This window comes from Streptomyces sp. NPDC044061 (genome assembly GCF_056434305.1).
Genome location: NZ_JBWKFL010000005.1, coordinates 329,386 through 348,622, shown reverse-complemented (window position 1 = coordinate 348,622; position 19,237 = coordinate 329,386). Strand labels below are relative to the sequence as shown.

Sequence of the window (19,237 nt, the reverse complement as noted above, 5' to 3'; positions counted from 1 at the left end):
TCACGTGGGAACCCCGGGGCTACAGCCACCCCTGCGCGGCAGCCGCGCGCCGAGCGCGGTGACCGGTGGATGGCTGAGGACCACTCCTCAGGCGGGAGCCCGGGCCTACGGCCAACCCTGCGCCGCAGTCGCGCGCGGCGCTCCTGTGGCGGGTGCGGAAGCGTCGGGCGGACCCGTGCCACTTCCTGCGCGAGCCCCCGCCGACAGCCGATCCTCGCACGGACGGCCCCACGCCCGCGGCCGCTCATCACGCGCGGGGCGGCCGTCGGGTCATGGGTGGGTGTCGTCGTTGGGTCCCTCGAGCACGACGAGGAACGCGTCGGACTTCAGGTCCATCACCACGGTCGCGGGCTCGCCCACGGCGCGGCGGGCTGCCGCGTACTCCTCCGCGGGCCATGAGCCACGCGGCGCCCCGGCGGGGAACCGCTCCAACACCTTCGCACCCATGACGGCCGGTCACCTCCAGCGCGGTCGGTCTCACGACTCGTACATCCTGTACTGGTCCGGCTGCCCCGGATGAGTGCGGACATGTCACCCGAGTGGGTGCCGGCGGAAGCAGGCGCATCCGCAGGCCGCCCGGCCCGGGAAGTGACCCGACGGGGACCACCGACGCGGAGGACCTGAGCCATGGACCACGACGAGGGGGCGGCGGGACTGCGCTGCCTGGTGACGGGCGCCACGGGCTACATCGGCGGCCGGCTCGTGCCCGAGCTGCTCGCCGCCGGACACCGCGTGCGCTGCCTGGCCCGCTCCCCCGGCAAACTGCGCGACCACCCCTGGGCCGGCGAGGCCGAGGTGGTGCGGGGCGACGTCACCGACGCCGCCTCGGTCGCCGAGGCGATGCGGGACGTCGACGTGGCCTACTACCTGGTGCACGCGCTCGGCAGCGGCAGGGACTTCGAGGCGACCGACCGCCGCGCGGCCCGCATCTTCGGGGAGCGGGCGAAGGCGGCCGGTGTACGGCGCATCGTGTACCTCGGAGGTCTCACCCCGGCCGGCGTGCCCGACCACGCGCTCTCCCCGCACCTCAGGTCCCGGGCGGAGGTGGGCCGGATCCTGCTGGCGTCCGGGGTGCCCACCGCCGTGCTGCGTGCCGCCGTCATCATCGGCTCCGGCTCGGCCTCCTTCGAGATGCTGCGCTACCTCACCGAGCGGCTGCCGGTGATGATCACCCCGAGCTGGGTACGCACCCGCATCCAGCCCGTCGCCGTACGGGACGTCCTGCGCCTGCTGGTCGGCAGCGCCCGGCTGCCCGAGGACGTCAACCGCGCCTTCGACATCGGCGGGCCCGAGGTGCTGACGTACCGGGACATGATGCTCCGGTACGCGCGCGTGGCGGAGCTGCCCCGGCGGGTCATCGTGCCCGTGCCGGTCCTCACCCCGAGGCTCTCCAGCCTCTGGGTCGGCCTCGTCACGCCCGTGCCCGCGTCCATCGCCCGGCCGCTGACCGAGTCGCTGCGCCACGAGGTCGTCTGCCAGGAGCGCGACATCACCCGACACGTGCCCGATCCGCCGGGGCATCCGCTCGGTTTCGACCAGGCGGTGCGGCTGGCCCTGCGCCGGGTGCGGGAGGCGAAGGTGACCACGCGCTGGTCGTCCGCCGCGGTGCCCGGCGCCCCCAGCGACCCGCTGCCGACCGACCCCGACTGGGCGGGCGGCAGCCTCTGCACCGACCAGCGCGAGACGCCGGTGAACGCGCCGGTGCGGGAGCTGTGGCGGGTCATCGAGGGCGTCGGCGGTGAGAACGGCTGGTACTCCTTCCCGCTCGCCTGGAACCTGCGCGGCCTGCTGGACCGGCTGGCCGGCGGCGTCGGACTGCGCCGGGGCCGCCGGGACGCGCAGCGGCTGCGGGTGGGCGACTCGCTGGACTTCTGGCGCGTGGAGGAGATCGAGTCCGGACACCTCCTGCGGCTGCGGGCCGAGATGCGGCTGCCCGGGCACGCCTGGCTGGAGATGTACGCCGAGCCGGACGGCACGGGCCGCAGCCGGTACCGCCAGCGTGCCCTGTTCCATCCGCACGGGCTGCTCGGGCACGCCTACTGGTGGAGCATCTCGCCCTTCCACGCCGTGGTGTTCGGCGGCATGGCGCGGAACATCGCACGAGCGGCGGCGCGGCCGGTTCCCGCGTCCGCGCCGGCGTCCGCCCGCTGACGCCCGCGCCGGCGGGCGGGCCGAGCGCGACCGGGAGGCGCGCATCCGTCCGGCCCCCGGGGCCGGAAGAGGTCAGCGTCCACACCCCTCTCCTCGGAGTCGCACCATGCACGTCTCGGTCGTCCTGTTCACCGCCGACCTGCGCCTGCACGACCATCCGCCGCTGCGGGCCGCGCTGCGGCGGGGCCGCGAGGTGGTCCCGCTCTTCGTGCGCGACCGGGGCGTGCTCGGGACGGGGTTCGCGGTGCCCAACCGGCTGGCGTTCCTCGCCGACTGCCTGCGCGACCTGGACGACGGGCTGCGCCGGCGCGGCGGGCGGCTCGTGCTGCGTTCCGGCGACGTGGTCGAGGAGGTGTGCAAGGTGGCGGCGGAGGTCGATGCCGACGAGGTGCACCTGGCGGCGGACGTCAGTGCCTACGCCCAGGGACGCGAACGGCGACTGCGGCGCGCGCTGGAGGGCGAGGGGCGGCAGTTGCACGTCCACGACACGGTGACCACCGTGGTGGCCCCGGGCACGGTGACCCCGGCCTCCTCGGACCACTTCGCCGTGTTCACGCCGTACTTCCGCCACTGGTCGGCGCAGCCGCCGCGGGACGTCCTCGGCGCACCCCGGACGATCCACGTGCCGGAGGGGGTCGGGTCCGAGGACCTGCCGTCCCGTGCCGCGCAGTCGCGGGTGTCGCCCGGCCTGGCGACGGGCGGTGAGACAGAGGCCAGGAGACGGCTCGGCGACTGGCTGCGCTCCGGCGCCGCCGCCTACGAGGACCGGCACGACGACCTGGCCGGTGACGCGACCTCACGGCTCTCCCCGCACCTGCACTTCGGCACGCTGTCCCCCGTCGAGGTGGTCCGGCGGGCGCGCGCGGCCGACAGCCCCGGTGCGCGGGCGTTCGTACGACAGCTGGCCTGGCGGGACTTCCACCGCCAGTTGCTGGCGGCGCGGCCCGCGGCGGCCGCCGCCGACTACCGCACGAAGCGCGATCGCTGGCGGTCCGAGCGGACGGCCGGCGCGGACATCGAGGCCTGGCGGGAGGGCCGCACCGGCTACCCGGTGGTCGACGCGGCGATGCGCCAGTTGCGGCACGAGGGCTGGATGCACAACCGGGGGCGCCTGCTGACGGCGAGCTTCCTCACCAAGACGCTCTACGTCGACTGGCGGGTGGGCGCCCGGCACTTCCTGGATCTGCTGGTCGACGGGGATGTGGCCAACAACCAGCTGAACTGGCAGTGGATGGCGGGGACGGGCACGGACACCCGCCCCAACCGCGTCCTGAACCCCGTCACCCAGGCCAAGCGGTACGACCCCGACGGCAGCTACGTGCGGCGGTGGGTGCCCGAGCTGCGGGAGATCCGGGACGGCGCGGTCCACGAGCCGTGGAGGCTTCCGGGCCTCGAGCGGGCCGCCGCCGGCGACTATCCCGACCCGGTCGTCGCACTGGCCGACGGGCTGGCCCGCTTCAAACGGGCTCGGGGTCACGGCTGAGAAGCGTGCGTCCGGCGGTTGTCACCCCGGGTGCGTGGCGGCCACCGTCAGGGTGTCGAGGGCTTCGGACAGGCTCGCCGGGCGCAGCATGCCGCGCCCGGGCCGGCCCGCCCAGCCGGGGCCGCCCAGCACGACCAGCGGCTGCGACCGGGCTCCCTTCACGCCCCACTCCGTGGCGGCGACGTGCTGCGCCAGCGGGACACTCGCGGCGGAGCGGGCCTGCGCCCACAGCACCACGGCGGCCGGGCCCAGCCGGCGTACCGCTGCCGCCAGCGCCTCCGCGGGGACGGCGGCGCCGAACATCCTGGTGGTCATGCCGAGTTGGCTCAGCCCGGCGTTGAGCGCCTCCAGCGGCAGGGTGTGCTCTTCGCCGGGCACACAGGCCAGCAGCACCGGGCCCGGCGCCGCGGGACCGGGCGCCACGACGGGTGGCCGGGTGTGCCGGCGCAGGGTGGTGGAGACGTGCCAGGACAGCAGGTGCTCCACCTCCACGTAGCGGTCCCCGGCCGAGGCCCACTTGCGCCCCACGGCGTGCAGGGCGGGCACCATCACCTCCTGCCAGGCCCCGACGAGGCCGTGGCCGGCGACCGCGGCGGCGAGTTGCTCCTCGACGGCCGGAGCGTCCAGGCGTACGGCCGCGCGGGCCAGCCCCCGGAGTTCCCGGCGCACGTCATCGGACGGCGGTGGGCCGCCCGCGCGCACGGGTGCGGACACGGGTGCGCCCTCGAGCATGGTCGTGGTCGTCTCGTCCGGCCCTGCGGCGCCCCCGCCCGAGGCCGCCGTCTCCGGCCCGGCGGCGCCCAGGGGCCCGGCCGCGGCCGCCTCGGTCCGTGCGGCCCGGGCCGCCTCGGCGGGGGCCACACCGGTCGCGGTCAGCCGGCACATCGTCTCCAGCATCGCCACGTCCGGGGGCGTCCATCGCCGGTGCCGGCCTGACGCGCGCTCGGCGGGACCGATGCCGTAACGACGCTCCCAGGAGCGCAGCGTCGTGGGTGAGACCCCGAGCCGCCGGGCGAGGGCTCCCGTGGTCAGCCCGGCCTCGGCCGACCGTCCGGGGCCGAGACGCTTGCCGTCCATGGGGCCGACTATACGGTGCAGAATCGATGCGGGTTGAGGGGTGAGCCAAGGCTCGGGCGATGACAGCACCGGCCCACCCGGGGAACCGAGGTCGCTCCGGAGCTCACTCGGGCCGCAGGTGGAGGGCCGATGCGGAAACGGTGCGGTGACCGGAGGGCGCGGCTGAGGCATGGCCCGTCGACGGACACCGGGCCGCCCGCTGCCTCCGGATTTTCCCGGCCCCTACACATAAGCGGCGAATAAGAGCAAACTGGGTAAGCGGCGCTCCCGCACCACGCATCGGCGCGGTCGGGGCTGCGCGTCACGAAGGAGACAGACATGGCCAACGTCTCGCACAGGGGTGACATGGCAACCCACCCCGACGTCTCCGAAATGCGGGAACGCTATGCCCGCATGCTCGGTGGTCGTGATGTGGCGCTGGTGGACGGGCCGGTGTTCCTGCTCGGCCTGTACTGCGCGGCATCCCCATGGATCCTTCACTACTCGACGAGCCAGCCGGCGCTGACGACCCACAACCTGATCATGGGCGTCGCGATAGGCCTGCTGGCACTCGGCTTCACCACGGCCCCCGCGCGGATGTACGGCCTCAGCTGGGCCATGTGCGCCATGGGTGTCTGGATGATCATCGCCCCGTGGATCGTGGGCAGCGCCCCCGACGCCGGAGTGATCATCAACAACGTCGTCATCGGGGCACTGGCCCTGCTCCTCGGGCTGATGTGCGCCGGTACGGCGGCGAAGAGCGCCCCCAGGCCCTGACGACGGCAGCGACCCCAGGCCCTGACAACAGCTTTCCCAGACCCTGAGGAGAAGACCGAGGAAGGGAGGACCAAGCGAATAGTGAAGGCCACGAAGAACGCGAGGCCGGTTCGCCCGGGCGGACCGGCCTCCCGACGTCCACGGCTCAGCGGCCGGGCACCTGCCAGGGCGCCTGCGGCATGGTGCGGCCGGTCTCCAGCAGCGACTTGAGGTTGGACAGCACCGCCGGCCAGCCGTAGGCGACGTCGCCGCGCTCACCCTCGTCGTTGAGGTCCTCGTGGGTGACGGTCAGCCGGACGATGTCCTCGTGCTGCCGGATCTCGAAGGTCACCCGGGAGTGCCGGTCCTCCTGGTCCTCCTGGTCGGGCGCGGCCCAGGAGGTGACCAGCCGGGTCGGGGGCTCGCTCTCGATCACGCGGCCGACCACGTCGGCGACGCGGGAGCCGTCGGTGCGCACGTGCTCCCAGCGGGAGCCGACCTGCCAGTCGGAGACGTTGCGGTGACCCCAGTAGGCGGCGGTCAGATCGGCGTCGGTGAGCGCTTCCCAGACCTTCTCGGGCGTGCTGGCGATGTAGGTGACGTACACGAAACTCGGCTTGTCGGTCATGGCTTCCTCGGCTCGTCGCTTCACGGCACCGAGCGCGCTGAGGCGCGGGCGCTCGAACTTGTCGATCCACCGCTCCTGGATCTCGTGGAGCGGTACGGGGTTGAGGTAGTGCAGCTTCTCCCGCCCCCGCCGCACGGTGCTGACCAGGTTGGCGGCCTCCAGGACGGCCAGGTGCTGGGTGACCGACTGGCGCGTCATCTCGATGCGCTCGCACAGCTCACCCAGCGTCTGGCCGTTGTGTTCGTGCAGCCGGTCGAGAAGGCGTCTGCGCGTGGAGTCGCCCAGCGCCTTGAAGACCTTGTCCATCAGGCTGTCGTCCTCTGATCGCACACTCAACGTTATGCAGGCAATCACTTGCATGTCAAGGACGGCCAGGACAGGGCCGAGCCGGGGCCCTGTCCGGCGGACGGGCGGCCGAGGGGCCTGCCTCAGCTCGCCGCGAGCTCGGCGTCCGGGTCCCGGCCGGCCACGTACTCCTCGCTGATCTCCTTCGCCCCGAACGGCCACACCTTCTCCAGCCGCGCCCAGACCAGGAAGGCCGCGCAGCCGAGGGCGAGCCAGGCCAGGGACCACTCGACGGGATGGCGACCGGGCGAGTTCCTGTCGGCGTATGCGTAGATCACGCACCAGCCGACGAAGGCGACGATGCCGGGCAGCGGGTAGAGCCACATCCGGTAGGGGCGGTGGAGCGTCGGCTGCCGCTTGCGCAGGACCGTGAGCGCCACGATCTGGGCGAGCGCCTGGACGATCACCATGACCGTGGTGAGCAGCTGGATCAGGGTCGCGAGGTCGGTGTGGCGGCCGATCAGGAAGCCGATCGCCGTGATCACGCCCATGGTCGCCAGGCCCAGCATCGGGAAGCGGTGCCTGGGGTGCAGCTTCTCGTACGGGCGGAAGAAGACCCGTTCGCGCGCGGCGTCGTAGGGCACCCTGGAGCCGCCGAGCAGACCGGTGAACACCGAGGCGAAGGCCGTGATCAGGATGAGCACGGTGACCGTGTCGGCGGCCCCCTTGCCCCAGGTCTCCTCCAGCACCGCCGAGGCCACCGAGGTGGAGGCGATGTCCTTCGGGTCGGTCATGCGGTGCCAGTCGATGACGCCGAGCGTGCCGATCTGCAGCAGCAGGTAGATCGCCATGATGCCGAGGATCGAGAAGACGATGGACCGCGGCAGGACACGGCCGGGGTCCTTGATCTCGGCGCCCATGTAGGCGGTGGTGTTGTAGCCGAGGTAGTCGTAGATGCCGATGGTCAGGCCCGCGGCGAAACCGAGCCAGAAGTGGTCGCCCGTCAGGTCGAAGGCGTGCGCGGGGTACGTGAAGGCCAGGTGGGGACTGAAGTCGGTGGCCGCGGCGACGATCACCAGCAGGACGGAGGCGATCATCACCGTCCACATCACGGCGGTGATGCGGGCGATGTGCTCGATGCCCCGCCAGAGCAGCAGCACGACGAGCGCGATCACCCCGAGGCCGATCAGGTCGCCCTTGGTCCCGCCCAGACCGGGGGCGAGATAGTTCAGGTACTGGACGAAGCCGACCACGCCCGTGGACATGATCAGCGGGATGAACAGCATCGCCGTCCACACGAACAGGAACGGCATGAGCCGCCCGGTGCGGTACTGGAAGGCCTGGCGGAGATAGACGTAACTGCCGCCGGAGCCGGGCATGGCGGCGCCCAGCTCGGCCCACACCAGCCCGTCGCAGAGCGCCAGCACGGCGCCCGCGACGAATCCGACGACCGCCTGGGGGCCGCCGAACGCGGCGACCATCAGCGGGATCGTCACGAACGGGCCGATGCCGCACATCTGGCTCATGTTGATGGCCGTGGCCTGGAACAGGCCGACACGGCGGACGAAGCCACCCGAGGGTGGCGGGCTACCGGACATGGGGACTCCTGACACGACGGGCGCGCGGACCGCGCGAGGCGCGCCGACTCGCCCGGCCGGGCTGACTGGCCGATAAAGTTAAGGAGCCTTACTAGAGGCGTCAAGTACCCGCCGCGAATGCATGAGAATGGCGAGATGCCCGCCCGTGACGTCGTAGCCCAGCAGGACCAGCCCTGGAGCCGCCGCCGCCTGCGCAGCACCAACGAGCGACTGCTCCTGGACCGGCTGCGCCGCCTCGGCGCCGCCTCGCGCGCCCAACTGGCCCGCGACACGGGCCTGTCGAAGCCGACGGTGTCCAGCGCGCTGGCCTCGCTCGAGGCGGCGGGCCTGGTCCACGAGGTCGGCACCCATGCCCCCGAGCGCGGGCGCACCGCCGTGCTGTACGCGCCGGACCCGGCCGCCGGGTACGCGCTCGGGGTGGACATCGGCCGCGGCTGGCTGCGGGTGGCGGTCGTCGACCTGGACGGCACGGTGGTCGCCCGCGCCGATGTGCGCAACCGCGCCCGCGCCTCGGCCGCCATGGCCGACCTGGTCGTGGACACCGCCCGCCAGGTGATAGGCAACTCGCGCGTGGACCCGGCCGAGGTGGTGCACGGGGTGGTCGGCACCCCCGGCGTGTACGACGAGAAGCAGCGGCGGGTGCGGTACGCGATGCATCTGCCGGGATGGGGCCGCGCGGGGCTCCTCGACCGGATGGGCGAGGAGCTGGGCATCCCGCTGGAGGTGCACAACGACGCCAACCTGGCCGCGCTCGGCGAGTACACGTACGGCGTCGGCGCGGGCAGCCGGCTCTTCGCCTACATCCTGATCGGCACCGGCCTCGGGATGGGGGTCGTCAGCGAGGGGCGGCTGTTCACGGGGGCGCGCGGGCTGGCCGGGGAGATCGGGTTCCTGCCCTGGCCCGGCCGGCAGAAGCCGGAGCGGCTGGAGGACGCGGTGTCCGGGGTGGCCGTGGTGGAGGCCGCGCGGCGGTTCGGGATGAGCGGGCAGCTCACCGCGAAGGCCGTGTTCGACGCCGCCCGGCAGGGCAACCCGGCGGCGGTGCGGGCGGTGGAGCTGGAGGGCGAGCGGATCGCGCACACCGTGGCGGCCGCGGCCGCGGTGCTCGATCCGGACCTCGTGGTGCTCGGCGGCGGGGTGGGGCACAGCGTCGACCTGCTGCTCGGGCCGGTCCGCGAGCACCTGCGAACCCTGACACCGCTCCGGCCGCGGATCGCCCCCAGCAGGCTCGGCGAGGACGCGGTGCTGCTGGGCGCGGTGGCGACGGCGCTGGGCACGGCCCGGGACGTCGTGTTCGAGCGCAGGGCGGGCTAGGGCCTTTCCTTCGGATCTGGCCGGCTCGGAGCGGCGGCGCCTTGTGCGCGACCCGGACAAGATCCGAGAGAGCCGCCCTGGGCCTGACCCGTTCGCACCCACCCCAAGGCCCTTGGCGGCCAGGCTCGTTGACATGCCCCTCCCCGCCCCCTACCTTGAGCCAGGTTAGTAAAGTTTCCTAACTTTACGAGGCTGGAGACCACGTGTTCCCTCGCCCCGCCCCCCGCCGCCGGCTCGCCGCGGGCGCCGTGCTCCTGAGCCTGCTCGGCACGCTCACCACCAGCGCCTGGGCCGGGCCCCGGGACCGGCACCCGGCGCCGCACGAACACGAACCCAGTGTCACCCATGTCCCGTCCACGGCCGGGACCGCCACTCCGCTGTCCGGGTACGCGATTCAGTCCACGGCGAAGGTGACCGACTCCGCGGAGGCCGTCTCCTCCCCCGGCTACCCGGCGAGCGGCTGGTACCCGGCGGGTCCCCGCTCCACGGTGCTCGCCGCACTGCTCGCCGACGGCGTGTACGCCGACCCGTTCCACTCCACCGACCAGCAGAAGATCCCGAAGGCCGACTTCCTGGTCCCCTGGTGGTACCGCTCCGACTTCACCGTCGAGGACACCACCCGCCGCACCCACCTCGACTTCAGCGGAGTCGTCTCGGCGGCCGACGTCTACGTCAACGGCCACCGAGTGGCCGGGGCCGCGGAGGTGGCCGGTGCCTACACCCGCCACGAACTCGACATCACCTCCCTGGTGCGGTCCGGCACGAACACGGTGGCCTTCCGGGTCCGCCCCAACGACCCGAACAAGAACCTCACGATGGGCTGGCTCGACTGGCTCCAGCCGCCGCCCGACCGGAACATGGGCCTCGTGCGTGACGTCCTGGTCCGCCGGGACGGCCCGGTCGCGCTGCGCGACGCGCACGTGGTGAGCAAGCTGGCCGTGCCCTCGCTGGCCACCGCCGACCTGACCGTCAGGGCGCAGGCCCGCAACGACACCGGTTCCGCGGTCACCGCCGAGGTCACCGGCAGCGTCGCCGGGACCGGCTTCACCAGGACCGTGCCGCTCGCCGCGCACGAGACGAAGACGGTGACCTTCTCCCCCGCCGACGTCCCCGGGCTGCACCTCACCTCCCCGAAGGTGTGGTGGCCGGCGGGCATGGGCGGGCAGCCGCTGTACGACCTCGACCTCGCCGTCTCCGTGTCCGGCACCGTCTCGGACACGGCCCGCGAGAGCTTCGGCATCCGCGAGGTGCAGGCGCCGCTGAACTCCGACGGCGCCCGTCAGTACCGGATCAACGGGCGCAGGCTGCTGATCAAGGGCGGCGGCTGGTCCCCGGACGAGTTCCTGCGCTGGGACTCCGCCTATGTGGAGGACCGGCTGAAGTACGCCCTCGACCTCGGGCTGAACACCATCCGCCTGGAAGGGCACATCGAGCCGGACGAGTTCTTCGACCTCGCCGACCGCCTCGGCGTGCTGACACTGCCGGGCTGGGAGTGCTGCGACAAGTGGGAGGGCCAGGTCAACGGGGGCAGCGAGTCCGGCGAGAAGTGGACCGAGGCCGACTACCCGGTCGCCAAGGCGTCCATGGCCGCCGAGGCAGCCCGGCTGCGCGGCCACCCGAGCGTGATCTCCTTCCTGATCGGCAGCGACGCCGCGCCCGACGCGAGGATCGAGAAGGACTACCTGGACGCCCTGAGGGCCGCCGACTGGCCCACCCCGGTGGTGGCCGCCGCCTCCGACAACGCCTCCCCGCAGCTGGGCCGTTCCGGCATGAAGATGACCGGGCCCTACGAGTGGGTCCCGCCGGCCTACTGGTACGCCAAGCGCGAGGGCGGGGCCACCGGCTTCAACTCCGAGACCAGCGCCGGCCCCGACATCCCCACCCTGGACACCCTGCGCCGGATGATGACGCCCGCCGAACTCGACACGCTGTGGAAGAACCCGGACGCCCGGCAGTACCACCGCTCACCCTCGTCCGTGTTCGGCACGCTCAAGATCTACGACAGCGCCCTCACCGGCCGCTACGGAGCCCCGACAGGCCTCCCCGACTACGTGCGCAAGGCGCAGCTGGCCCAGTACGAGAACGTCCGCGCCCAGTACGAGGCCTACGGGCGCAACGCGACGGACGCGAGCAAGCCGGCGACCGGGATGATCTACTGGATGTTCAACAGCGGCTGGACGTCCCTGCACTGGCAGCTGACCGACCGCTTCCTCGACCAGGGCGGCGCCTACTTCGGCGCGAAGAAGGCGAACGAGCCGCTGCACATCCAGTACTCCTACGACGACCGCTCGGTCGTCGTCGTGAACAACCGGCACGAGACCACGGGCCCGCTCACCGCGCGAGCGACGCTGTTCGACCCGGACGGCACGCAGAAGTACGACAGGACGGTCACCGGCGTGACGGTGAACGGCGACGGCGCGCACGGCACCGCGCTCACGCTGCCGTCGTCGGTGAGCGGGCTGTCGCCCACGCACCTGCTGCGGCTGACCCTGACCGACGCGGACGGCAGGGAGGTGAGCCGGAACGTGTACTGGCTCTCCACCCGGGCCGACACGCTCGACTGGGCGCACACCGACTGGTACTACACGCCGACGACCAGCTACGCCGATCTCAAGGGACTCGCGTCGATGGCGCAGGTGCCGGTGTCGGCGACGGCCTCGACCGAGTCGCCCGGCGGCACGTCGACCACCACGGTCACCGTGCGCAACACCGGCAGCGGGAGGACGCCCTCGCTGCTGACGGACGTCCATCTGGTCGACGCGCAGGGGAAGCCGGTGCTGCCGGTGCGCTGGTCGGACAACGAGGTCAGCCTGTGGCCGGGCGAGTCGGCGACGCTGACCGTCACCTACCGGACCGCCGACCTGCACGGCTCGGCGCCCCACGTCCGGGTCTCCGGCTGGAACACACCGGAGCGGACGGTCCCGGCCGCCTGAGCCACGCGGCCGTGCGGGGGTGGGCCCGGACGGCCCACCCCCACGTGGTTCAGCCGACGTTCAGCGCGGTGTCGTCCACGACGAACGACGTCTGCAGGGTGGAGCCCTCGGTACCGGTGAACTTGACCGTGACCGTCTGGCCCGCATAGCTCGCGAGGTTGAAGCTGCGCTGGGTGTAGCCGCTCGCCGCGTTCAGGTTCGAGTAGGTGGCGAGGGTCGACAGCACCGTTCCGCTGCTGTTCAGGACCTGGGCCTTCAGGGTGTCGTAGGCCGTCGAGGTGGTCGTCTCGGCGGTGTCGACATGGAGGTAGAAGCTCAGGGTGGCGCTGGTGCAGCCCGCGGGGATGGTCACCGTCTGCGAGAGCGTGTCGGTGTGGGCCGAGCCGTAGCCGTTCAGCCAGGCCTTGTAGGAGCCGGTGCGGGCCGCCTCGCCGGAGTCGCTGGTGATGACGCCGCTGGAGGCGGTCCAGGAGGTGGCTCCGGACTCGAAGCCGGGGTTGGCCAGCAGCTGGGCGGCGGTGCAGGTGCCGCCACCGCCGCCGCCTCCGCCGGTGCTGCCGGAACCGGCGAGCCACGCGGTGGCGTTGAGGGCGAGGGCCGCGTCGGTGGCGCCGGAGTCGTTCCAGCCGTCGTACAGGGTGTTGCCGGACTGGCCGGTGCCGTCGTCGATCGGCGAGCTGTCGCCCCAGAAGGCGACACGGCCACTGCCGAAGGTGCTGGTGAGGAAGAAGGCACCGGTGTTGCCGGAGTAACCGGTACGGTAGAGCAGGCCCTTGACGGCGGAGTTGTCGGCGGCCTTGAGCGTGGCGGTCGTGCCGCTGGCGATCAGGCTCTTGGTGACGGTGCCGAAGGAGCCGTGCAGCACCGGGTCGGAGCTGTCGCTGATCGCCGACGGGTAGTCGGAGCCGATGCTCAGCGAGTCGATGGAGAAGCCGAACGGGTCGGTGGAGTCGACGCTGTTGTTCGTCATCAGGTCGTTGAGGATCTCGACCGCGTCCTCGCCGTCGTTGTTGCGGTCGGCGCCGGTGTGGTCGGAGATCATGAACAGGCCGCCGCCGTTCTTCACGAAGTTCATGATGGCGGTCTTCTCAGCCGTCGTGAACAGCGTGTTGGGCTCGGGCAGGACCAGCGTGTCGAAGTTCGACAGGTCGGTGGTGGACGAGCCGCCGTAGCTGAGGCTGGAACCCGAGGGCAGCGTCTTCAGGCTGTAGCCGCCTGCCTTCTGCAGGGCCACGCCCCAGGAGGACAGGGCACCCGTCCAGTCGGTCTCGGCGGACGGGGAGGAGTCCTGGCCGAGCGGGTCGGGCTGGCTGGTGGAGATGATCCAGTCCGCGTTGCCCGCCGTCTCGGCGTGGGCGTTGTCGAACAGGATCCGGTGCGTGGTGGCCGCGTGGGCGGGGGTGGCACTCGTGCCGATCTGCAGGGCCGCCGAGCCGACGAGCAGCCCGAGTCCGGCCAGAGCGGTGGTGAGTCTGCGGCGGGATCTTCTCGATCCGAGCATCCGGCGAACCTCCATGAGGGGTGGGGAGAGGCGGTGCGGGCGCCAAGTCTGCGCGCGTAGAACCGGGTTGAGGGTTCTACACGCGTCGATTGGTTGAAAGGTACATGGCATGACGGCTCGGTGAACAGAAAGTCCCGGCAATGTCCGGAGCGGACTACCTCGGATCGCAGCGGGCACATGGCTCATCAGCGGGGGGGGCGAGACGAAGAGGGTGAACATGGAGATATCAGGCGTCATCAGTGCCATTCTCATTGGCATCGTCATCGGTGTGCTGGGCCGGCTGGTCGTCCCGGGGCGGCAGCACATCGGCATTCTGTGGACCATCGTCGTCGGCATCGTGGCGGCACTGCTCGGCTCGGCGATCGCCGCCGGGCTCGGGGTCGCGGACACCAAGGGGCCCGACTGGATCGAGTGGCTGATCCAGATCGCCCTGGCGGCCGTGGGCGTGGCCGCCCTGGACCGGACCAGGGTCCACCGCTGAGGAAGCGGTCAACTCCCGTACAGATAGGGGGTCGTGGTGCTGAGGGCATGGAAGCCCAGGCGTTCCAGGATCGGGCGGCTCATGGATGAGGCGTCCACCTGGAGGTAGCGGTATCCGTGGGCGGCGGCGACGCGGGCGCGGTGGGAGACCAGGGCGCGGTAGATGCCCCGGCCCCGCCAGGACTCCACGGTGCCGCCGCCCCAGAGGCCGGCGAAACGGGTGCCGGGCACCAGTTCCATGCGGGCGGCGCTGACGGGCTCGTCACCGGCGAGCGCGACCACGGCGACGACCGTGCCCGGGGCGCCGGCCAGCCGCGCGAGGAGCCGGTGGCGCAGCCGGGTGCCGTCGGTGCCGAAAGCCCTCTCGTGCACGTCCACCACGAGGTCGACACCGGCCGGATCGGTGGCCTGGACGAAGCGGATGCCCGGCGGCGGCTCGGCGTCCAGGGCGAGCCGGGCGACCTCGCCGACCAGGAGCGTCTCCTCGGGCTCGGCCCGGAATCCGGCGGCGGCGAGCCGGGCGCCCAGGTCCACCGGCCGGTCGTGGCCGTAGAGCTTCCACTCGAAGTCGCGGCCGAGGCCGGTGAAGTACGCGATCTGTTCGCCGATCACCCGGTCCGCCGACCGCCCGTCGAGCGCGGACCACACGACTCCGTTCCAGCCCTGCGCGTCGGCGACCTGACGGACCACCACGCCGGTGCGCTCGATTCGGGCGCCGGGCCCGTCGGGAGCGGCGCCCTCCCGCATGTCCCGGTCGTATAGAGCGAGCACCGTGGCGTGGTCCATGGCCTCACTCCAGCATCCGCGCCCGGGCGGGGCAACGGAATTATGGGTGCCGTCGCCCTGTGGGGCGTGGCCTTCGGCGGGGCGCCGACGCCGATCCGGACCGCGCTGGTCGAGGTCTCGGGCCCAACCGACGCCGATGTGGCGAACTCGCTGCGGAACACCGTCCGCAACGCGGGGATCGCCGCCGGTTCCCTCACGGGCGGGGCGGCCCTGGACGCGCCGGGCGCCGGGGCACTGCCCTGGACGGCGTAGCCCACGGCCGTGCTCGCGCCGGCGACGGTCGCGGGTGGGCGCCGGTACGTCTTCCCGGTGGTACGGCACGACAGCGGGGCGGCGGCCGGGGCGCCGGGGCGCGAGGCGGCCGAGCGACGGCCGGCACCGGACCACGGCCGGGCCGGACCACGTCCCAAGCGCCGTGGATGATCAGCCGAGTTCGAGCGTGGTGACGCCGAAGACCCGCTCCCGGGCATGCTCGCGGACCGGTCCGGTGTACATCCGCGCGGTCTCGAACGAGGCGCTGAATCCGGCCTCCTCGGCCAGCGCGATGCCGGCCGTGTTGGTCCCGGGAACGTCGATGGCGACCTCGCGCCCGGGCACGTCGGCGGTGAGCGCGGCGAACAGGGCCCGGGCGTCGTCCGCGGTGTCGGCGAAGAGGGGGCCGATGCGCAGGGTGTCGTGGCCGGGGCGGATCACGCCGTAGCCGGTGAGGCGGTCGCCGTCGTGGCGGACCCGGGCGCGGTGGCCGGGGCCGGTCAGCCACTCGCGGAGGAAGCGCGGGCGGTCGGCCGGGGTGCAGGCGCTGTCGTACGCGGTGACGGCGGCGAGGTCGGCGAGCCCGGCGGGGCGCACACCCTCGGGTACCGCGCCCCGCGGGGCGGTACCGGTGAACCTGATGGTGCGGTGGGCGAGTTCGAAGCCGGACTGGCGGTAGTTGTCCTGCTGGGCGACGACCCCGTCCAGGCCGATGGTGCGGTTTCCGGCGTGGGCCAGGGCGGTCTTCCAGGTGGTGAGGCCGTGGCCCCGGCCGCGCAGGTCCGGGCGGACGAGGTAGCAGCCGAGGAAGGCGAAGTCGGGACCGTGATTCACGACGGAGATGGCGGACACCGGCTCACCGTCGATCCGGCCGAGGAAGAACCCCTCGGGGTCCTGGGCGAAGAAGGCGGGGCCGTCGGAGAGTCCGGGGTTCCAGCCCTCCGCCGCCGCCCACCCGCTGATCACCGGCCAGTCGTCGAGGCCGGCCTGAGTGACGACGAGGTCCTGGGGGGCCGGAGAGGTCATCGGTGCGCTCCATTCCGCGGGGTTCGGGGTGTGCCGCACGGCGCCGTTCCGGCGGCCGCACCGCAGCATCCTCGCCGACCGGCCCCGCCCCGCGCCACGCGTGCATCGGCCGTTGTGGGCCTCAAATCGCCCGGCAGCGCGGGGCGTTGGACGGGCCGCGGCACAGGGTGGACCTCCCGTGCATGCCGAAGGCCCCATCGGATCGGCGTCCGGTGGGGCCTTCGCGCGAGAGGGTGAATCAGCGGGTTCGGCGGGGGCCGAAGCGCCGGTACAGGGCCGTACCCGTCAGCAGGAGCGCGGCGCTGCCGGCGACCGCGGGTGCCGTCAGGTCCGCCCCGGTGTGAGCGAGGGTCTCCACGGACGACCGCGGGGCCGGGTCCGAGACGTGCTCGGGGGTGTGCGGAACCGACCTGGTGGGGGCCGGCGGCTTCCGGGTCGGAGGAGTCGTGGGCGTGCTCGGCTCGTCCACCCCGTTCTCGGAGTGGTTGCCGAAGACCGGGTTGCCCACGCCGACCACGTCGACGCTGTTGCCGCTGACATTCACCGGCAGGTGGACGGGGAGCTGAATGTCGTTGCCGGAGATCACACCGGGCGAGTCCGTGGTACTGCCGTGCGCCGATGCACCGCCGCCGGACGTGGTCGAGCTGGTCGTCGACCCGCTCGCCCCGGACCCGCTCGTCCCGGACCCACCGGTCCCGGACCGGTGGCCGTTCGCGCAGCCGTTGCCGAACGTGGGATTGAGCAGCCCCACCACATCCACGGTGTTCCCGCACACGTTCACCGGAACGTGCACCGGGAGCTGGATGGAGTTGCCGGAGATCACACCGGGTGAGCCGGCCGCCGAGCCATCGGCGGTGGCTCCGTCGGCCGCGTAGGCGGCGCACACCGGCATGGCCACAGCCATGGCGCCGGAGGCTGCGGCGACGGCGAACACGCCGTTTCGGGTAGCCCGTCTCATAGGTTCCTGCCTTCCAGACATCGTCGCGGGCGCTCGCCCGCATCCGCTACAACGCACGCGAACCGTCCGAGTTATGGCCAATTCGTCTTTCACCCCCCTGAGCGACATGTTCCTTCGAAACGTATGTAACGTCATCGAATGATCATTGATCACACCGGAAAGGGGCGAAGAGTAGATCACCGGACGGGGTCCCGCTCGCGGAGAGGCGGCCCGCCCAGGGGCCGCTTATGGTGAGCGAGGGCACCGCCCCGGTCCCCGGCGGGTGGGCCCCGGGAGGCTGACGATGCAGGCCAAGCTGTCCACACGGCCCGCGGTGCGGCGCTGCGCGGGCGCCGGAGCCCTCACCCTGGCGCTGCTCGGCGCCGGGCTGCCCGCGGTCGCGGCCGACCAGCCGCAGCCCGACCTGTCGCGCTTCTACCGGCAGAAGGTGTCCTGGGCGGCCTGCGCGGACGCGGACATGCCCAAGGATCTCCAGTGCGCGAAGGTCACCGTCCCGCTCGACTACGCGCACCCCGGCAAGGACACCCTCGACCTGGCGCTGGCCCGCTACCGCGCGACCGGCAAATCCCGGGGCTCGGTGCTGCTGAACTTCGGCGGTCCGGGCGGGCAGGGCATCGCTTCGCTCGCCTCGGGCGGCAAGGAGTTCATGGACCTGACCAACGGCTACGACGTGGTCAGCTTCGACCCTCGTGGCGTCGGCCGGTCCTCCCCCGTCAGCTGCGGCGGCGGCGACCTGGTCTCGCCGGCCACGCGCGAGAGCCTCGACATCAGCCGCCCCCATGCCCTGCTGAGACAGTTGCGGCAGGCCGCCGACGAGTGCGCCAGGCACTCCGGCGCGGTCCTGCCGCACATAGGGACCGTGAACGCCGCCCGCGACATGGACGTCATACGCCAGGCCCTCGGCGACAGGAAGCTCAACTACCTGGGCTTCTCCTACGGCTCCCGGCTCGGCGCGGTGTACGCGGCGCAGTTCCCGCATCAGGTGGGCCGACTGGTCCTGGACGGCGTGGACACCCTCACCGAGCCGCTGTCCGAGCAGGGGGTGGCGGGCGCCGAGGGGCAGCAGACGGCTCTGGACGACTTCCTGGACTGGTGTACGACCGACATCGCCTGTCCGTTCGGGCAGGACCGGCGGGCGGCCGGGGAGCAGGTCGTCCGCCTGGTGCGCTCGCTCGACGAGAACCCGGTGCCGACGGACTTCGGCGGCACCTTCACCGGGCAGGACCTGGTGGGCGCCTTCGCGCAGGCCCTCTACAGCAAGGAACTGTGGCCCACCCTGGAGCGGGCGCTGACCTCGCTGGTCGACGACGGCGACACCCGGGCGGTGCTCAGCCTCTCCTCCGGCGGCGGCTTCGCCGTGCCCGTCCGGCAGGGCGGACACGGCAAGGGCCACGACCGGCAGCGGAAGAGCGGCGGTCTGGTGGACGCCGAGGACATCCCGGCGGACAACCTGCCGGCCGCGCTGGTGGCGATCAACTGCGCGGACGATCCCGACCGGCCCGCCGAAGCGCGGATCGCCAAGGACCTCAAGGACCTGCGGGCCGCCTACGAGCAGGCGTCACCGGTCTTCGGCCGCTTCCGGCTCACCCAGGTGCTGATGTGCTACGGCCGCCCCAAGGGCACGACCTTCATCCGCGACAAGGTCAAGAAGGTCCACGCGGCCAAGATGCTTCTGGTCGGCACGCGCGGCGACCCGGCCACGCCGTACCGCTGGACGGTCGAGACGGCCGAGCGGCTCGGCTCGTCGGCCGTCGTGCTCGACAACAAGGGCGACGGACACACCGGTTACTCGTCGTCCGCGTGCGTGCACCGCAAGGTCAACGACTTCCTGCTGTACGGCTCCCTGCCGGCGAGCGGCAGCTCCTGTCCGGCGGACGGGAAGGACTGGAGTTCCATCCCGAGCACCACCAATTGATGACATCAGCACTGCAAGCGGGTATCAGGCCCGAATCCGGGACAACCTCCTGGCCGTCCCGGACGTCACACTGGGCAGGCGCGCCTCGGCCCGCCCTACCCGTACGTGACCGCGA

16 protein-coding genes are annotated in these 19,237 nt (G+C 72.5%); 8 read left to right on the top strand and 8 right to left on the bottom strand.

Annotation, left to right across the window (positions count from 1 at the left end):
• Positions 1-270: 270 nt before the first annotated feature.
• On the bottom strand, positions 271-447 hold the full coding sequence (locus AC07CM_RS10915; protein WP_478876026.1) for a hypothetical protein: 177 nt from the start codon (positions 445-447) through the stop codon (positions 271-273).
• A gap of 180 nt (positions 448-627) precedes the next feature.
• Between AC07CM_RS10915 and AC07CM_RS10910 the strand changes: the two genes are divergently transcribed.
• The gene (locus AC07CM_RS10910) at positions 628-2,151 is read left to right on the top strand and encodes an SDR family oxidoreductase (protein WP_478876025.1); all 1,524 of its coding nucleotides are present in this window, start codon (positions 628-630) and stop codon (positions 2,149-2,151) included.
• A gap of 106 nt (positions 2,152-2,257) precedes the next feature.
• Positions 2,258-3,634 carry a cryptochrome/photolyase family protein gene (locus tag AC07CM_RS10905; RefSeq protein WP_478876024.1) on the top strand — a complete coding sequence of 459 codons (1,377 nt, stop codon included), beginning with the start codon at positions 2,258-2,260 and terminating at the stop codon, positions 3,632-3,634.
• Positions 3,635-3,655: 21 nt separating this feature from the next.
• Here AC07CM_RS10905 and AC07CM_RS10900 read toward each other — a convergent pair whose 3' ends face one another.
• Positions 3,656-4,711 carry a MerR family transcriptional regulator gene (locus AC07CM_RS10900; RefSeq protein WP_478876023.1) on the bottom strand — a complete coding sequence of 352 codons (1,056 nt, stop codon included), beginning with the start codon at positions 4,709-4,711 and terminating at the stop codon, positions 3,656-3,658.
• Between the two features lie 318 nt (positions 4,712-5,029).
• Between AC07CM_RS10900 and AC07CM_RS10895 the strand changes: the two genes are divergently transcribed.
• Positions 5,030-5,467: an SPW repeat protein gene (locus AC07CM_RS10895; protein WP_478876022.1), complete on the top strand. Its 438-nt coding sequence runs from the start codon at positions 5,030-5,032 to the stop codon at positions 5,465-5,467.
• Between the two features lie 145 nt (positions 5,468-5,612).
• Here the strand turns inward: AC07CM_RS10895 and AC07CM_RS10890 are convergent, their stop codons facing one another.
• The gene (locus tag AC07CM_RS10890) at positions 5,613-6,380 is read right to left on the bottom strand and encodes an ArsR/SmtB family transcription factor (protein WP_478876021.1); all 768 of its coding nucleotides are present in this window, start codon (positions 6,378-6,380) and stop codon (positions 5,613-5,615) included.
• A gap of 122 nt (positions 6,381-6,502) precedes the next feature.
• On the bottom strand, positions 6,503-7,957 hold the full coding sequence (locus tag AC07CM_RS10885) for an APC family permease (RefSeq protein WP_478876020.1): 1,455 nt from the start codon (positions 7,955-7,957) through the stop codon (positions 6,503-6,505).
• Positions 7,958-8,092: 135 nt separating this feature from the next.
• Here AC07CM_RS10885 and AC07CM_RS10880 point away from each other — a divergent pair, with 135 nt between their 5' ends.
• Both AC07CM_RS10880 and AC07CM_RS10875 read left to right on the top strand, forming a co-directional pair.
• On the top strand, positions 8,093-9,271 hold the full coding sequence (locus AC07CM_RS10880) for an ROK family transcriptional regulator (protein WP_478876019.1): 1,179 nt from the start codon (positions 8,093-8,095) through the stop codon (positions 9,269-9,271).
• 203 nt (positions 9,272-9,474) lie between these two features.
• Positions 9,475-12,204 carry a glycoside hydrolase family 2 protein gene (locus AC07CM_RS10875; protein WP_478876018.1) on the top strand — a complete coding sequence of 910 codons (2,730 nt, stop codon included), beginning with the start codon at positions 9,475-9,477 and terminating at the stop codon, positions 12,202-12,204.
• 49 nt (positions 12,205-12,253) lie between these two features.
• On the opposite strand, the gene AC07CM_RS10870 is transcribed toward AC07CM_RS10875, so the two are convergent.
• Positions 12,254-13,705: a hydrolase gene (locus AC07CM_RS10870; RefSeq protein ID WP_478876017.1), complete on the bottom strand. Its 1,452-nt coding sequence runs from the start codon at positions 13,703-13,705 to the stop codon at positions 12,254-12,256.
• Positions 13,706-13,922: 217 nt separating this feature from the next.
• On the opposite strand from AC07CM_RS10870, the gene AC07CM_RS10865 reads away from it, so the two are divergent.
• Positions 13,923-14,186: a GlsB/YeaQ/YmgE family stress response membrane protein gene (locus AC07CM_RS10865; RefSeq protein ID WP_478876016.1), complete on the top strand. Its 264-nt coding sequence runs from the start codon at positions 13,923-13,925 to the stop codon at positions 14,184-14,186.
• Between the two features lie 8 nt (positions 14,187-14,194).
• Here AC07CM_RS10865 and AC07CM_RS10860 read toward each other — a convergent pair whose 3' ends face one another.
• On the bottom strand, positions 14,195-14,971 hold the full coding sequence (locus AC07CM_RS10860; protein WP_478876015.1) for a GNAT family N-acetyltransferase: 777 nt from the start codon (positions 14,969-14,971) through the stop codon (positions 14,195-14,197).
• A gap of 42 nt (positions 14,972-15,013) precedes the next feature.
• Here AC07CM_RS10860 and AC07CM_RS10855 point away from each other — a divergent pair, with 42 nt between their 5' ends.
• Positions 15,014-15,223 (top strand): hypothetical protein, encoded by a 210-nt coding sequence (locus tag AC07CM_RS10855; protein WP_478876014.1) that lies wholly within the window; start codon positions 15,014-15,016, stop codon positions 15,221-15,223.
• A 171-nt stretch (positions 15,224-15,394) separates the two neighbouring features.
• Here the strand turns inward: AC07CM_RS10855 and AC07CM_RS10850 are convergent, their stop codons facing one another.
• Positions 15,395-16,249 (bottom strand): GNAT family N-acetyltransferase, encoded by an 855-nt coding sequence (locus AC07CM_RS10850; RefSeq protein ID WP_478876013.1) that lies wholly within the window; start codon positions 16,247-16,249, stop codon positions 15,395-15,397.
• Between the two features lie 238 nt (positions 16,250-16,487).
• The gene (locus tag AC07CM_RS10845; RefSeq protein WP_478876012.1) at positions 16,488-17,183 is read right to left on the bottom strand and encodes a chaplin; all 696 of its coding nucleotides are present in this window, start codon (positions 17,181-17,183) and stop codon (positions 16,488-16,490) included.
• Between the two features lie 307 nt (positions 17,184-17,490).
• Between AC07CM_RS10845 and AC07CM_RS10840 the strand changes: the two genes are divergently transcribed.
• Positions 17,491-19,122 carry an alpha/beta fold hydrolase gene (locus AC07CM_RS10840; RefSeq protein ID WP_478876011.1) on the top strand — a complete coding sequence of 544 codons (1,632 nt, stop codon included), beginning with the start codon at positions 17,491-17,493 and terminating at the stop codon, positions 19,120-19,122.
• Positions 19,123-19,237: the final 115 nt, after the last annotated feature.